Origin of the sequence: Terrimonas pollutisoli, assembly GCF_029360765.1 — a bacterium.
Lineage (GTDB): Bacteria > Bacteroidota > Bacteroidia > Chitinophagales > Chitinophagaceae > Terrimonas_B > Terrimonas_B pollutisoli.
In genome coordinates this window covers 121544-136675 of sequence record NZ_JARKNA010000017.1, presented here as the reverse complement: position 1 = coordinate 136675, position 15132 = coordinate 121544, and the positions used below count along the sequence as shown (strand labels likewise).

Annotated in this window: 18 protein-coding genes; 10 read left to right on the top strand and 8 right to left on the bottom strand. The window is 40.6% G+C overall.

Annotation, left to right across the window (positions count from 1 at the left end; all coding sequences use genetic code 11):
- The first annotated feature begins 91 nt into the window (after nucleotides 1–91).
- Nucleotides 92–418 (top strand): hypothetical protein, encoded by a 327-nt coding sequence (locus P2W73_RS21250; protein WP_276504118.1) that lies wholly within the window; start codon nucleotides 92–94, stop codon nucleotides 416–418.
- A 13-nt stretch (nucleotides 419–431) separates the two neighbouring features.
- On the opposite strand, the gene P2W73_RS21245 is transcribed toward P2W73_RS21250, so the two are convergent.
- From P2W73_RS21245 to P2W73_RS21235, 3 genes are all read right to left on the bottom strand, one after another.
- Nucleotides 432–1454, bottom strand: coding sequence for a DUF6268 family outer membrane beta-barrel protein (locus P2W73_RS21245; protein WP_276504117.1), 1023 nt, complete (start codon nucleotides 1452–1454; stop codon nucleotides 432–434).
- Nucleotides 1455–1654: 200 nt separating this feature from the next.
- A complete protein-coding gene (locus tag P2W73_RS21240; RefSeq protein WP_276504116.1) occupies nucleotides 1655–2941 on the bottom strand; it encodes a multiheme c-type cytochrome in 1287 nt (428 codons plus the stop codon).
- A gap of 90 nt (nucleotides 2942–3031) precedes the next feature.
- Complete coding sequence (locus tag P2W73_RS21235; RefSeq protein WP_276504115.1) at nucleotides 3032–4216, bottom strand: hypothetical protein; 1185 nt, start codon at nucleotides 4214–4216, stop codon at nucleotides 3032–3034.
- A 135-nt stretch (nucleotides 4217–4351) separates the two neighbouring features.
- Between P2W73_RS21235 and P2W73_RS21230 the strand changes: the two genes are divergently transcribed.
- From P2W73_RS21230 to P2W73_RS21220, 3 genes are all read left to right on the top strand, one after another.
- Nucleotides 4352–5404: a sensor histidine kinase gene (locus tag P2W73_RS21230; RefSeq protein WP_276504114.1), complete on the top strand. Its 1053-nt coding sequence runs from the start codon at nucleotides 4352–4354 to the stop codon at nucleotides 5402–5404.
- Nucleotides 5401–6438, top strand: a complete 1038-nt coding sequence (locus P2W73_RS21225) for a sensor histidine kinase (protein WP_276504113.1) — start codon at nucleotides 5401–5403, stop codon at nucleotides 6436–6438. Before P2W73_RS21230 ends, P2W73_RS21225 begins: the two co-directional genes overlap by 4 nt.
- Nucleotides 6439–6575: 137 nt before the next feature.
- Nucleotides 6576–7721, top strand: a complete 1146-nt coding sequence (locus P2W73_RS21220; protein WP_276504112.1) for a Gfo/Idh/MocA family protein — start codon at nucleotides 6576–6578, stop codon at nucleotides 7719–7721.
- Between the two features lie 295 nt (nucleotides 7722–8016).
- Here the strand turns inward: P2W73_RS21220 and P2W73_RS21215 are convergent, their stop codons facing one another.
- Entirely contained in the window at nucleotides 8017–8505 is a 489-nt protein-coding gene (locus tag P2W73_RS21215) for a hypothetical protein (protein WP_276504111.1), read from the bottom strand.
- A 240-nt stretch (nucleotides 8506–8745) separates the two neighbouring features.
- Between P2W73_RS21215 and P2W73_RS21210 the strand changes: the two genes are divergently transcribed.
- Complete coding sequence (locus P2W73_RS21210) at nucleotides 8746–9231, top strand: DUF4251 domain-containing protein (protein WP_276504110.1); 486 nt, start codon at nucleotides 8746–8748, stop codon at nucleotides 9229–9231.
- A 108-nt stretch (nucleotides 9232–9339) separates the two neighbouring features.
- On the opposite strand, the gene P2W73_RS21205 is transcribed toward P2W73_RS21210, so the two are convergent.
- Nucleotides 9340–9978 (bottom strand): superoxide dismutase family protein, encoded by a 639-nt coding sequence (locus P2W73_RS21205; RefSeq protein WP_276504109.1) that lies wholly within the window; start codon nucleotides 9976–9978, stop codon nucleotides 9340–9342.
- 137 nt (nucleotides 9979–10115) lie between these two features.
- Nucleotides 10116–11549, bottom strand: coding sequence for a PQQ-dependent sugar dehydrogenase (locus P2W73_RS21200; protein WP_276504108.1), 1434 nt, complete (start codon nucleotides 11547–11549; stop codon nucleotides 10116–10118).
- A 132-nt stretch (nucleotides 11550–11681) separates the two neighbouring features.
- On the opposite strand from P2W73_RS21200, the gene P2W73_RS21195 reads away from it, so the two are divergent.
- From P2W73_RS21195 to P2W73_RS21175, 5 genes are read left to right on the top strand one after another with little or no spacing between them, the layout of a single operon-like run.
- Nucleotides 11682–12104 (top strand): SET domain-containing protein, encoded by a 423-nt coding sequence (locus P2W73_RS21195; protein WP_276504107.1) that lies wholly within the window; start codon nucleotides 11682–11684, stop codon nucleotides 12102–12104.
- 52 nt (nucleotides 12105–12156) lie between these two features.
- A complete protein-coding gene (locus tag P2W73_RS21190) occupies nucleotides 12157–12315 on the top strand; it encodes a hypothetical protein (protein ID WP_276504106.1) in 159 nt (52 codons plus the stop codon).
- 26 nt (nucleotides 12316–12341) lie between these two features.
- Nucleotides 12342–12758: an SET domain-containing protein-lysine N-methyltransferase gene (locus tag P2W73_RS21185; protein WP_276504105.1), complete on the top strand. Its 417-nt coding sequence runs from the start codon at nucleotides 12342–12344 to the stop codon at nucleotides 12756–12758.
- A 57-nt stretch (nucleotides 12759–12815) separates the two neighbouring features.
- Entirely contained in the window at nucleotides 12816–13013 is a 198-nt protein-coding gene (locus tag P2W73_RS21180; protein WP_276504104.1) for a hypothetical protein, read from the top strand.
- The gene (locus tag P2W73_RS21175) at nucleotides 13006–13269 is read left to right on the top strand and encodes a type II toxin-antitoxin system RelE family toxin (RefSeq protein ID WP_276504103.1); all 264 of its coding nucleotides are present in this window, start codon (nucleotides 13006–13008) and stop codon (nucleotides 13267–13269) included. The genes P2W73_RS21180 and P2W73_RS21175 overlap by 8 nt, the downstream gene beginning before the upstream one ends.
- An 11-nt stretch (nucleotides 13270–13280) precedes the next feature.
- Here P2W73_RS21175 and P2W73_RS21170 read toward each other — a convergent pair whose 3' ends face one another.
- Both P2W73_RS21170 and P2W73_RS21165 read right to left on the bottom strand, forming a co-directional pair.
- Nucleotides 13281–14003: a LytR/AlgR family response regulator transcription factor gene (locus P2W73_RS21170; RefSeq protein ID WP_276504102.1), complete on the bottom strand. Its 723-nt coding sequence runs from the start codon at nucleotides 14001–14003 to the stop codon at nucleotides 13281–13283.
- 18 nt (nucleotides 14004–14021) lie between these two features.
- Complete coding sequence (locus P2W73_RS21165; protein WP_276504101.1) at nucleotides 14022–15047, bottom strand: sensor histidine kinase; 1026 nt, start codon at nucleotides 15045–15047, stop codon at nucleotides 14022–14024.
- Between the last annotated feature and the right edge of the window lie 85 nt (nucleotides 15048–15132).

Below are 15132 nucleotides of genomic sequence, written 5' to 3'. Positions count from 1 at the left end.
ACTGACATATCTAGTTTTAGATGCACGGTTTTTTTTCGCTTTTGCCATTTTTCCTTGCACTTTGGTTAATCTAAATTAACCAAACTTCAACATGGGCAAGGCTTTGATACAAAATCAGCAAACCCTATTTAGTATGGACCTTACTGCCTATGCAGGTCCGTGGGGAACTTCATACGCTGCAAACATTACTCCCCACCAGACCGGCATCGGCAGTTGGACAGAGGAACAATTTATCTATTCTATTCGTAATGGGAAATATAAGGGGATGAAAGATGGTCGGCCACTCCTGCCTCCTATGCCCTGGCAGGTTTATCGCAACCTTAATGACCTGGATCTGAAAGCCATTTTCGCCTACCTGAAAACGATAAAAGCAGTTGCTAATATAGTACCGGCTCCTAAACCGCCGGGTCAGCCTTAAGCCTTATAGCGTTTTATGGTTTCTTCTTTAAAAGGAACCGGGGCGGCACCACAAAAAGGCTGGCATTGACAAGCGGTGCACCGCCTATTTTATTATTGATGATAATATCCGAATTACCTCTTGGGCCATTAGTCAGGTTAAACCGAAGATTTTTTCTATAACCAGCTTCAATGCCAAACCAGAGCCAGTCATGTATCTCCCTTTCATAGTTGAGGGTAAACCTAAGTTCCGAGCGGAACAGGTGTAGCTTATTATAACTACTGAAAGCAGTTCCCTCATTATCCAGCCGGTATGAAGCGCCGCCTAATTCAAGCCCGGTGTACCAGTAATTTTTTTCATTTTTTGTATAACGCAGCCTAACGCTAATGGGCAGTACACTCTCAATACCAAAATTGCAGTTGAAATTTCTATTGTAAGAAAACACCGGTAGTATCAATGGCCGGCCAAAAGTATAACCGTAGGTTAATCCAACGGCATAGGATAGATTTTCACTTCTCTTCCAACCGATAAGCGGGGTAACGGAGAACTTTAAAAATTCTTTTTTCCCAAACTTATCCGAGCCATAGTCACCATTCAAGTCAAAACTGGTGCGCAGTATGAAGTACTTATTGGTTTTTGTAGGCTTTACTACATAAAAATGAATTCCGGCACTCTTTAAGGGACGATCCTGTAGATCCTTGTAAAAGGGATAATTCATCGGTTCGTCATCACTAAACATAAATTCCTCTTTTGTGTATTTGAACCCCGCAGCTATGGTGAGAGAGGACTTGTTGATGATGGGAAACCGCACCCGTACATCCAGGCGGTTATTGCGTCTTATCTTTCCTTCAGCATTTCCAAAATTTCCCAATTCACCGGTTGATCGCATGTTATAAGCCGGCTGCACTTCATATTTTAAAATAACCGCTTTTGCTCTTGGCAAGCCAATAACCGATGGATTGCAATATTCCCTTTCCTTACTCCAGGAAAATATTTCCTGTGCATGGATGGAAATTGCTAAAAAAAGAAAGAAAAAGAAAGGTAGTAGTCGTTGCATGCCGTTATTAAACCGGTAATAATTTAATCAAAATCCACCTTTATACAAACTCTCCTTCAAAGGTGGTTTCCGCGATATACAAACGGACTTATTCAAAAATTATTTTCTATGACCCGCTTTAACATTTTAAATCAAGGAGCACAATCGGCTCCCAGCCGTTTATGATAATAATAATACTTTGATGAAACAGGACGCGGGATTTATTTTTTTGAACTGTCCTTTTCCTTGCCAGTTACAAAATCCTTCACTTTTTGGGGATATACAGCAATAAAATGAGACCGCACCGATGCAGCGGTTGGCACAGACTGGCCCGGAAGTAACAAAGTGATCGCCTGCGATTTTGTGACGGGCATATGGCAATCGATACAATTAGCTTTTAAAGAAGACGCAGGAACAGATTTCAGCTTGCAAAAATTATCGTGATCCGGTTGGTGACAAGTCATGCATCGTTGGGAAAACAAGGTGGTTTTACCTCTCTCGTTTGCATGAGTATTGTGGCAGTTGTTACAGGTTAAATTACTCGCAGTGAAGCATTTGCTGGCTTTCAATAATCCAAGCTGGTTACCATGCACGTCAACGTTGTCATACATAGGTGTAGGATTGCTAATTTTCTTTTCCTTAAAGTATTTTGACAATGGCTCGCCGGCCACATATTCAAAAGATGGTTTTAATTTTTCAAGAGCCCCACCATGACATAAGCCACAGAGATCCAGGTTTTGTTGTCGGGAAAATGACGCGGGGTTAATGATGTACTTACCCGTTGTATCTGCAGGGTTCCTGGTTTGAAATTCAACATGCTCAGCACCGGGTCCGTGGCACTTTTCACAATCGACACCAAACAACATTTTGTTATGATCAAATTCTTCCGGCTCTTTTCCCGGAGAGGAAACAACTTCGGCATATGTTGCGTGGCATTCCAGGCATCGTGATGTTATCGGGCGGTTCAATACCACTTTATCAGGAAAACCGGGACTGTTCGACCATTGATCAGCCGCCGCATAATAAGTGACCGGCATTTGAAACAGCCTGTTGTTCCGCCAATATAAATAGGATTGACCTTTGGCTCCTGAGCCTGTTACTATATCAAAATGCAGTGCATACTTTTCCTCGTCCTGTTGATATACAACCTGGAACAAACCGCTATCTCTCTTCTCCATTACCACTTTTGTCAATGGGCCATAGTCGTATTCATTTTTTCCTGGTTTAAAACTGCCAAGGACAAATTTCTCCAACGCAGGTTGTGAAGTAAGATAATGCCCCGTTTTTATATGCTTTGTAAAAATATCTTTATGACAATTAGCGCAAGTAGCTGAACCGGCAAACTTCTCAAAGCTTATCTTTCTGGTGTAAGCAACTGTATCAGCTTTTTCCTGCCCTTCCTCCTTCTTTTCCTTTTCGTTGTTAATACATTTTGTCAAAGCAAAAACGCATACAATCATTAATGCTGCAACAATAGTCAAACGTTTATACTTCAGACTTAACTGCATTTAAACAGGGATGACGATCAAATGATCTTATTAAAAAATGAAGTTAGATAAAGAAGACTAAATAGAGAATGGAATTATAAACACAAGGGCCTATCGTTTTCTACGAAAAACAATGGCGGCATTTTTCTGAAAATCTCCCTCAAATCGTATTTGGTATTTATCCTCACCGTCTTCTACCACCAGCAAGCCGGTATTAGGTGGGATACGACCCAGGTTCTCGGCATACATTACTACCTGCAACGAATCACCAAATCCTTCCGATGCGTATACCGTGGTTTTAACAGCATTGGCAGTAAGACCCTTCCTCGCAATTACCAATTTGCCATTTACCAAAACGCTAACTGTATCTCCATCTACTTCACCGTTATCATATAAATTTAAAATGAGGCTGTCGGACTTAAAATTGATATCCCTGATGATTTCAGTCTTCCGCATAGCAAGGTCAGCAGCAGCAGCTTTAACTGGCTTCACTGCATTGGTTTTTTTTACCTCAATCATGGACGCAGCAGAGTTTCTAACAGACAAGTTCACCTTTTTTTGTTCTGGTAAAGAAGCAGCAATAGCCGGGTCTTTTTCTTTTATAACCGGTGTAAGAATTGGTGGATCCGCCTGCGCTGGCTGATTGTTAATGGCAGGTTGTTTTAGTTTTTCTGTAGCGGCAGCAATGGATGTGTCACCCCGAACAGTTGCACGGATCGGCGCATCCGCCCGGGCAGGCTGATTGTTAACTGCCGGTTGTTTTAGTTTTTCTGTAGCAACAGCGATGTCTCTGTTAACCGGCGCAGTTGTTTTAGGTTTGAGGAATGAAAGATCGTTGACCAAATTCAGCTTCACGAGATGAGTGATCAGTTTTGTTTGGGCATGATCATCGTTTCGTTCCAACCGGATCGTTCCTTTATAAGAAGAGCGGTCCAATGACCTGGTAAAGAATGAGCCCCGCAAGACATTAGCTGAACCATCTTCAAACGACAGCTCTGCATATAATGTTACTTTTTTGGAGGCCGTCTGATAATCATTGTACAATACCTTGTCATCCTCTATAGCAATGCTGCCCCTCTTGTCTTTTATCTTGATGGATTTTATCCCTGTATTCTGAACATCACCAATTATAAAAATTGTAAGTGAATAACCGCCTAGGTTATTCTTCTCCCCGCTTATAACCAACTCATACGGCAATTGGCTCTCTTTTGAATAGATATGACCGGTCCACACGCCAGAAAAATCCTGGCTCAACAATTTCAAAGGCAATAGAGTCAAAAAAAATAATATCCGCATAAACACCACCTGGTACAGACTGTTTTTTCGGCGTCAGGGTTGTACAAAATACTATGAAAAAAAATCACCCGCAACCCCCATCTGCAAGGACGAGGAAGGGACATGATTGTGCAGTATATTTAGCAAAACAAAAGCATGGGCCTCCCACCAACCATTAAGAGAGAACTGACCGCCTCTGCCTGGATCATGCTACCCTATATCATCATTTTAAACATTTTCATTTTTGGCGCCTGCATTTTCCGTTCGGTTGGTGATTTTTTTGAAAGTTTTTTTTCCAGCGGTCTGTACCTGCTGGTAGCCTATTTCATATTCCGGTCTGTTGCCATTTTTATCCGGTGGCGGATTCCGGCTGCCGGTGACTTATTCAAACGGATTGCTATCATGCTCCCGGTATTTTATGGCATGAATGTCCTGATGCTGAGCGGAATCTTTTCTGTTTATGAAAGGCTACAACTTGTTTCTTGTGAAGTAAGGCCATGGATGCTGTGGTGGGCTATTATTTATGGATGTATAACCAGCACGGCCCTGACGTTTATTAATGAAGGTGTCACAAATTGGGAGGAATGGAAAAATTCTTTGGCAGAAACGGAAAAATTAAAAAATGCTTATCGCCGAAGTAAGCTACTGGGTTTGAAAGGCCAGATAAATCCGCATTTTTTGTTTAATTGCTTCAATACGCTATCCGGCCTGATACAGGAAGATGAAGTAAAAGCAGAGAAATTCCTGGACGAAATGACCAAAGTGCATCGCTACTTATTACGAAGCGATGATGAACTGCTGGTACCGATCGAAGATGAACTAAAATTTGCCCAGTCTTACCTGCACCTCGCCAGGGAAAGGTTTGGTAATGCCATACAATCATCAATCAGCGTTGTGGAGACAGCCCGTAAAAAATTTATTCCCCCGCTCAGTATGCAGGTGATATTGGAAAATATTATTTATACCAATGCGCTTGATAAGGAAAAACCGCTAATGATCCATATTTATGCCATCAATGATTCAGAACTGTGTATTACCAATTCTATGCAGGAAAAGATCGTTCGGCAAAATTTAAATGTAGACGATGGTCTTGACAACTTAATAAACAAATACAGGATGTTGAACGCAACACCTGTCACCATCGTGGATGATAGCCGTGAACGTAAATTATTACTGCCGCTTTTAAACCAGCATGAATTTAGCGTATGAAATTTGTAAAACCGCAAAAACTATATGTCTGGTCGTTTTGGCTGCCGATGCCATTGATTATATGGGGATGGATCTATATCCTGTACGAAGACCGCATGTGGACCGACTGGAAAGTATGGGTCGTGACGACCCCGATTATTTATTTCATGGGTTATTTTTCATGGTATGGTCATGTGCAGTATACCGAGTTTGTGATGCGCAAATTTCCTTCCATTGAACAAACCGTTAAGCGAATCATCTATACCATGGGCATGAACCTGCTGGTGATGACACCTTCAGTAATACTCATCTTATATGTCTTCCAGTTTTTCCATATTCTTGGCTATAGTATCGAAGAGAATGATATCAAATATGCCTATCTCCTTGGTCTGAGTGTCAATCTTATCTTCGGAACACTCTGGGAAGCCGTATATATTATTGACAAATACAAAGAGAACAGCATTGAAAAAGAACTGCTGGAAAAAATGCAACTGCAGCAGGAGTTTGATAACCTGAAGCAACGCATCAACCCACATTTCTTATTCAATTGTTTTAACACACTGTCTGCGCTGATAACGGAGAACAAACAAAAGACGGATAAATTCCTCGATGAGCTAAGTAAAGTATACCGGTATCTTCTCAGGAATAATGAAAATGACATGAGTACGCTGGAAAGTGAAATAAAATTCATTGAAAGTTATTGGCAGTTGTTGAAGACAAGACATGATGAAAGCCTGAATTTTAATGTCAGTGTAGATAAGAAATATTATACATACCTGCTACCCTCTTTAAGCTTACAACTGTTGGTAGAAAATGTCGTCAAACACAATACCCTGAGCAAGCAACAACCAATCACCATTTCCATCCGGTCAACTGACAGGGAATATCTCGTGGTGGAAAATAATCTCGCCAGGAAGAAAACCAGGACAGATTCTACTGGTATAGGGCTTTCAACCATCCGGGACAAATACAAATTACTACGGGCTGATAATATAGAGGTGGATGAATTCAGCGACGACAAGTTTACGGTAAAGTTGCCATTGATAAGACCATGACCTTTAAATCAGTCAAGTTTCTCATCCATGCAAAAAAAATATTTTCTTATTTACAAGAACCTGTAATTTTAACGGCTCCGTTATTTTTTAAAAAAACAAGGAGTATTTTTTACTAACTTTTTAATTTAAAAATTGAAATGCAAAAAATTAAAGTTGGAGTGGTAGGAACAGGGTTTATTGGTCCTGCACATATCGAAGCATTACGAAGACTTCCTAATATTGAAGTGACTGCCTTATGCGAAGCAACAGAAGAATTAGCCAACAGTAAAGCCGCCCAGTTGGGTATTGAACGTGCCTGCACGTTTGATCAGCTACTGGCAATGAAAGATATTGTGAGTGTACATATTTGCACACCTAATTTTTTGCATTATCCTCAATCGAAAGCTGCCCTGCAAGCGGGCAAACATGTAGTGTGTGAAAAACCGCTGGCAAAGGACCTGCATGAAGCAGAGGAATTAGTAGCACTGGCCAAACAGACTGGTTTAGTAAATGCTGTTCATTTCAATCTTCGTTATTATCCGTTGGTTCGCCAAATGAAAACGATGCGGGAGAAAGGCGACCTTGGTGAGATTTATTCTATTCTTGGATCTTATTTACAGGATTGGCTTTTTTATGCCACCGATTATAACTGGCGGCTGGAACCCGATAAATCAGGCGATTCCCGGGCCATTGCGGATATCGGTTCTCACCTGATGGATATTATCGAATATATCACCGGCTTAAAAACCGTGGAAGTGATGGCTGATTTTAATACCGTGCATAAAACAAGAAAGAAACCACTGAAGGCGGTCGAGACTTATTCGGGCAAAATGCTGAAGCCAGAAGATTATGCGGATGTGCCTATTACCACTGAAGATCATGCCAACGTGTTGTTGCGTTTTGACAATGGTAACCGTGGTTCTATCACCGTATCACAAGTATCAGCCGGTAGAAAAAATCAATTGAAGCTGGAAATATCCGGTTCGAAAAAAACATTTGCCTGGAACTCCGAATCGCCGAATAACTTATGGATTGGCAACCGCGATGGTTACAATGAATCGATGATGCGTGATCCATCATTGGCTTATCCTGAAGCCAGTGCGTTGATGAGTTTTCCCGGCGGCCATAATGAAGGATTTCCTGATACGTCCAAACAATTATTCAAAGAAGTGTACAAAGCAATTGCTGAAGGCAAACAGCCGGAGCAGGCTTCCTTCCCTACTTTTGCTGATGGTTATCGTGAATTATTGATTTGTGAAAGGATATTGGAAAGCAATAAAAAACAAGCCTGGGTAAAAATATAAGACGGAAACTTCCTTAATTAAAGGCTGCTTCAATGAAGCAGTCTTTTTTGTTTTCAAAACTTATTGCAAACACGGTTTAATAATTAAAAGCAGTTACAACTGCGGCGTGATCCGATGGATATTTGACCGGATGAGTGTTGATCGTGAATGATCGGGTAGGTTTACCTGAATCCCGTTGTGAAAACCACCCGCCGTCGTTGGATCAGGTTGATTCAATTTTGGCTCCCACACATAACAGTAGTTACCATACCAACTGCGGGGTTAGGTGAGCAAATCTGTAATAGATGTACATGGCTTAAAAATTAAATCCAGCCTTTAGTCCCCAAAAACTATAAGCCTGGTCTCGCTTCCATATTTCGTATTTGGCCTGCAGTTCTAATCCAAGCAGCCGGACGCCAACGCCGGGAGCAAATATGACGGCTGACTCGTCTGTTCCTGTAAACTTCGCAACACCTGATTCAAGTTTTGCATATAAAGCCGGGGCTAATCGATATTTTAAACCGACCCGAACGGGAACGGCTTTTATCGCCGGCATGTCTACAGGGCCTTCAGTTTTTGTCATTGTCTTACCGCCAAAGTGCATGTAACCAACGGAACCGGTCACACCTATTTTTCCCAAACGTATATCAGCTCCCAATCCCGCACCAATACCGGTTTTATTGGATTGTTGGAAATCACCGGTCGGCCAGCCCATTTCAGCATAAGGACCTAGACTAAATCCTTTTAACTGTGCCTGGCAAAGAAAGGAGGTGGATATAAAGGCCACCAGGAAAAATAGTCTCATGTACAGGTTTTAAAATTAAAACGGCAAACTTCCTGCCAGCGATTCCAGGAGATTGCGAAACAAGTGTTAACCATTTGTCAATGCGTTAAATAATATTTTATTACAATATACTGGCATATTTTCTGCGCCTCTGAAACTGAATAAGTAAACAGATGAAACGATCATATAAAATTTTTGAAATACAGGGGATGTTTATTGAGCGTTCCATTTCACCAAATTGAAACAACAAAAAATATACGGATGAAAAAATATTTTTCTCTAAGCATACTGCTTGCAGTAGCAGGCATTGTCCAAGCGCAGGAAAAAGCTGAATTGACTACCCGGCAACTCCTGGAAACAAAGAATTTCATTTTCAAAGCAGAAACAGTAAATCCTCAGCGGGGTCGGCTTAGGCAGTTAACAACAGAATACGACGTGATAGTAACAAGTGATACGGTCATTGCTTTTCTTCCTTTTTTTGGTCGTGCCTATTCAGCACCAATCAATCCTGCTGAAGGTGGTATCAAATTTACTTCCGGCAAATTTGATTATTCATTAGCGCCGGGGAAAAAGAAAAGCTGGACATTAAAGATCAAACCTAATGATGTAAATGATGTGCAGTACCTGTATTTTACCATTTTTGACAATAAGAAAGCAACATTACTGGTCAATAGTTTGAACCGTGAGAGCATTGTGTTTAATGGTTACATTATTGAAGGCAGGGATAAAGAAAAGAAAGCATTTTAATGTTGCTGTAAAAAAGTAAATTTCTAAATGATAAAGGTCATCCGCCGCGGCAGATGACCTTTCTTCTTATTGCCTTATTAAATAACCGAGCACAATTTTTGTCGCAAATTACTTGATGACCCCGCAACCGATTCTTGAACCGGCATTACCTGTTGGTTGCGTGGTGAAGTCATCTACACCACCGTGAACGATCACGGCTTTACCCAAAACATTTTTATCCCATTTGCCGCCGAGTGTCCACAAGTCGGTCTCAACTGTTACAGTTCCTTTCCCTTTCGAATCTAATTTCACGTTACCAATATCGCCGGAATGGAAACTACCCTGTCCCCATTTACCATGCTGTGCATTGGTGGGGTTCCAGTGACCGTGGGCCATCTTTCCGCTATCACCGCAATCGCCATGCTCATGCAGGTGAACGGCTACACTTTTGCCAGCCTTGGCTGCAACGGTTATATCCAGTACCATTTTTACTTTACCATTTTTACCAATCGTAAATTTTGCAGTACCTGTTACCGTAGTGTCAGGATAGGTGCCCGATATTATCGCCTCTGCTTTTTCCACCATTGGAACGGTGGCAGTATCCAGAGCCATAGTCATAGAAGAATGCGAAGTATCAGTAGTGGTCATGGGTGTGTCAACGGTTGTAGTGGTAGTACTGTCAGTGGTGGATTTATTTTCACCACTATTATTACAGGCTGTGATTGCGAGGGCAAGAGAAAAAACTGAAACGTTCAATAATGCTTTCATCTTATTTGATTTTAGTTTGAGAAATACAAGTTAAATGGATGTTACAAAAACCTTACCCATTTCGCAAAACACATTTTAATGAGTGCTTTTGTCAAAAAGGGCCGATTGTCCACAAATTGTCCAAATCCATACGGCAACTAACTTTTGACGGGAACAAGGCGAAACACGTAACCGGGTCGTTCAACAGTCACATAGATATATCCATCAGGTCCCATCTTTACATCCCGCAGCCGGCCGATATTTTTCAATAACATTTCTTCACCTTTTATGGCATTGCCATCCCATTTTGAAAGGTTGAGATATTTAAAGCGTAATGATCCGGTCAGAATATTTCCGGACCAGGCCTTATACCGATTACCCGTAACAAAGGCCATTCCACTTGGTCCGATAGAGGGTGTCCAATACAGCATTGCCTGTTCCATGCCCGGAGATTCGGATTTAGTGGAAATAATTTTTCCGTTGTAGTTGATGCCTCTTGTGATAACCGGCCAGCCATAGTTAGCACCTTTTTTTAACAGGTTTATTTCATCTCCTCCCCGCGGACCGTGTTCGTTATCCCACAACTCACCTGTGACAGGATGAATGACGAGACCCTGCGGGTTTCTATGTCCATAAGAATAGATAGTTGGCCTCGCATCCGGTGTGTTGACAAAAGGATTGTCTTCGGGAACGGAGCCATCATCCTTAATGCGGTGAATTTTTCCCAAATCATTCGCCAATGTCTGCGGGTTTTCTTTTTCATTACCTCTCTCCCCGACCGAGAAAAATAAAAAGCCTTTTTTATCAAATACCATCCTGGAACCATAGTGATGTTTCGTCCTGGAATAAGGATATGCTTCAAAGATTAGCTTTTGATCTGTGAGTTTATTACCATCCAGCTTTGCCCGCATAATGGCCGTAGTAGCCAATGTTGTTTGTCCTTCTATCTTTGAGGCTGAATATGACAAATAAATAAACTTATTTTTCTTATACTTAGGATGGAGCACCACATCCATCAGGCCACCCTGTCCTTCACTCAACACCTCCGGAACACCTGTGATCTCTTCGCGGGTTCTATTTTTCATTACCCGGTACAGTTTACCCGTTTTATCCGTCACCAATAATTCATTGCCGGGCAAAAACGCTATGCCCCAGGGAGCATTCAATCCACTGGCGATAGTATCCAGCTTGATATTGATATCCTTTGACTCAAAATAATTCGTTACGACCGGTGTATTTTGAAATTGATACCGTTTTACGTTTTCAATACCAGTCAGGATATATTCAGCCAGCTCCATAATCTCTTCATCGGTAAATGCACTATCATAAGCCGGCATACCCTCATCGGCATAACCCATCTTGATTCCCTTCCACAGGTCTTCTTTTGTGTTACCATGCTTCCAGTTCCTGTCAACAAAAGCATCCATTTTTTCACCGTGACAGCCACCACAATAATTTTCATAGTTCTTTCTTGCCCTGGCCGAATCGATCACGTTTGCATTATTAATGATTGGATCATCAGGAAAACTCATCCAGCTAAAGCAAACGATACTGAGTATAATAACACCGATCGTAATAAAAATCCTTGACATGAGCCCGTAATTTGAAAATAAGGAGTGAATCCGGTAACACTATCAAAAATAACAACTCTTTGCTGATAACATTTGTTAGTTCATCGTAATAGCCTATATCTTCGCGTCTTTAAAAAATTGGGGACAAGCACGATGGCACTTTTAGAAAAGCAGTTGTTTGTAAAACGGTCCAGCATTCCAGGCTCCGGCAAGGGACTATTTACTAAAAAATTTATTCCCAAAGGAACACGCATCGTCGAGTACAAAGGGAGAGCAACAACCTGGAAGGAGGTGAAACATGATGATGGTGCCAACGGTTACATTTATTACATCAACAAAAATCATGTGCTGGATGCCCATACCTATAAAAAAGCATTGGGACGTTATGCCAATGACGCCAAAGGATTGCAGAAAAGTAAAGGGCTGTCAAATAATTCTGCCTATGTGGAAGAAAGCTACCGGGTCTTTATTGAAGCAACCAAGGATATTCCAGCCAACTCCGAAATACTGGTGTCCTATGGAAAAGAATACTGGGACGCCATTCGCCATAACATTAAATTGGATGGTAAGAAGTAACCCAATCTTCCGCGATTATTTTTTATATTTACAAACATAAAAATCCCTAACTATGTCATTGTTAAACCAGCAAAATAATAAAGGCAAAAAGAAAGATAATAAGAAGTCTGCAGCAGCTGCTAACAAAGGCGGTTCGAAGTTTATTCAAAAACCCAAATCTTCGGGTTTTGTATCTAAACAGGCAAATACCGGATCACAAAGAGGCAGCTAACCCGGCAACTTATCATCAAAAAAATTATGACTAAGGAAGAACTCCTGAAGGAACTGTCGCAACAAACTTATATTGCTTTAAAACCTTCAGTGGTACATGGCATCGGTGTGTTTGCGATTGCCGATATTCCTAAGGGCTGCCGTGATATTTTTTCCAAAAATGTAGGCAACTGGATAAAGCTTCCTATTGCCGAGGTGGAAAAACTTCCGGCGCATTCCCGTTCATTAATTGAAACTTATTGCCTTTTTGATGATGACGACTATTATGTGCCGGACTACGGTTTCAAAGTGATGGACCTCGTAAATTATCTTAACCATTCGTCTTCACCCAATGTAATTTCTATAAACGATGGTGAATATTTTGAGGCCTTGACAGACATTCCAGCCGGAACGGAACTTTTTATCAATTACGAAGATGTGGCGGAAGTTGAAGGTTATGATTGACCAGTTTACCAGGCAATAAATATTTGTTTCTATAGTAACTTTATCAAAAGAGTTTGTATGGCACCCCAAATCGTAACAGATAGAAAAGGAAAAAAAATAGCAGTAATTCTTTCAATAAAAGATTATGAAAAACTCCTTGAAGAAAGAGAGGAACTTTCCGCTGTCAAAGCGTACGACAGAGCAAAACTTCGGAAAGAAACGCTTATTCCTTTGAAAGAAGCTATCAAGCTGCGCAAACAAAAAAAACATGCCTGAAAAAAGATATGTTGTCGTTATCACCCGAACCGTTCAAAAAGTTCTTTTAAAACTCCCACCTAAAACTGCTTCAAGACTTGAAAACAAAATGTTGAAGCTTCAAGATGATCCCAGACCTCCTGGTTGTAAAAAATTAAAAGGCAGGGATGCTTACAGGATTAGGGAAGGTGACTATAGAATAATATATGAAATAGAAGATAACATCCTAACGATAATAATTGTCGACGTGGGGCATCGAAAAGATATTTATGAATGACAAATTATCGTTCATCGCTTCAAAAATTTTCCTTTCAGTAATTTTTCCATTACTTCCTCTTTCAGGTTACGGCTGATCGGGATATCATGTGTTCCTATCCTGATATTACTACCCTCGATACTGTCAATTTTGCCGGCGGCGACAATATAAGATTTATGTGTTTTTATAAACCTCTCCGGAGGCAGGTATTCCTCCACCGATTTAAAGGTCAGGTAAGTAATATACTTTTTATCTTTCGTATGAATGACCACGTAGTTTTGCAGTGCCTCAGCAAACAGGATATCGTCATATAAAATCTTTACCAGCTTGTTATCCGCCTTTATAAAAAAATAATTTGTAGCAGTAAGATTAGTTTCCGCATGATTTTTTTCTCTCACTTCGTAGTACTCCTTCGCCTTTAATGCCGCTTTTAAAAACCGGTCGAATGAAATTGGTTTCACTAAATAATCTAATGCATTCAATTCAAAGCCCTCCAAAGCATGTTGCGGATAAGCAGTTGTAAATATTACCGGCGGAGGTGTTTGCAATGTTTTAAAAAAGTCGATACCGGTGATTTTGGGCATTTGGATATCCAAAAGAATCAATTGCACTTTCCCATTGCTGATAAGCCCGGTCGCCTTTAACGGACTATCAAATTCACCCGCCAGCTCCAGGAAATCAACATCTGCGATATACTCCTTTAATCCTTTCCTGGCAAGAGGCTCGTCATCAATGATGATACAACTTATTTTCATAACGCCTCCTCCTTCTTTTTAAATGTCGATTTTAATTTTCAGGTTTACCTTATAAACATTCTCTTCATCTCTAATCGTCAGCTCATGCCTGCCGGGATAGAGTAACTCCAATCTTCTTTTTACATTATTTAATCCAATACCGCTATAGGTATCATTTGTTCTTTCTTTATCTTTTGAATTCTCGGCTGAAAAAATCATTTGCCCGTTGTGCCGGTCCAGGTTAAACCTGATGAAATTTTCTTTTTCAGCATGGGAAGAAACATGTTTGAAAGCATTCTCTACAAATGGAACCAACAACAATGGCTCAATCGAAAACCCGGCAACAGTTGGTGAGCAATTGAAGTAAACAGAAAAGGCATCATCTTTCCTCAGTTTTTGCAAGTCTACATAATCCTTTAGATAATTGATTTCTCTTTCCACGGGTATTTTGTCTCCTTTCATTTCATACAACTGATACCTGAGCATATCAGAAAACTTATGTAATGACTCTCTTGCTTCTGTATTATTCTTATCAATCAGGAAATAAACGGAGTTCAGCGAATTAAATAAAAAATGCGGATTGATCTGTGATTTCAAAAAATTCAATTCAGCTTCCGCTTTCTCTTTTGCCGTCTCTGCCATCCGTTGTTGTAAACGGGAGTAGTCAATCATTAGTTTAACAGCAGCTCCGGCTATCACCAGGAAGAAATGGGGTAACACATTATCATAGATCCTCCTTTTCAAATCGCCGGACAGGCTATAAAGCTGTGGCGCATCCATGATCCGCCCAAGAATATTCATTTTCAGAACGCTGCTCGTTACCACTAACAAGACAAAACATAAAACAAACAAGGCATACTTTTTCTTGTAAAAAAGTTTGGGTAATAATACATAATTGGTAATATAGATCATCAGTGCCAGATCGATCACCTTTATAAGCGTTATAGTAAAGGCCCGGCCCGGAACGGCGTAGTCTTCGTAACGTAAAAAATACCAGACCCCGAATACGAGCATCCAGAAAAAAACATGATGAAGCTTATATTTTAGTAAAGGCCTGTTTTGCATATGACAAAATAAATTTACGCTTTACCGTTGGTAAAAAACTTTACACTAAATGTGGCTTTTACAGGATAAAATGCAGGTCTCCATT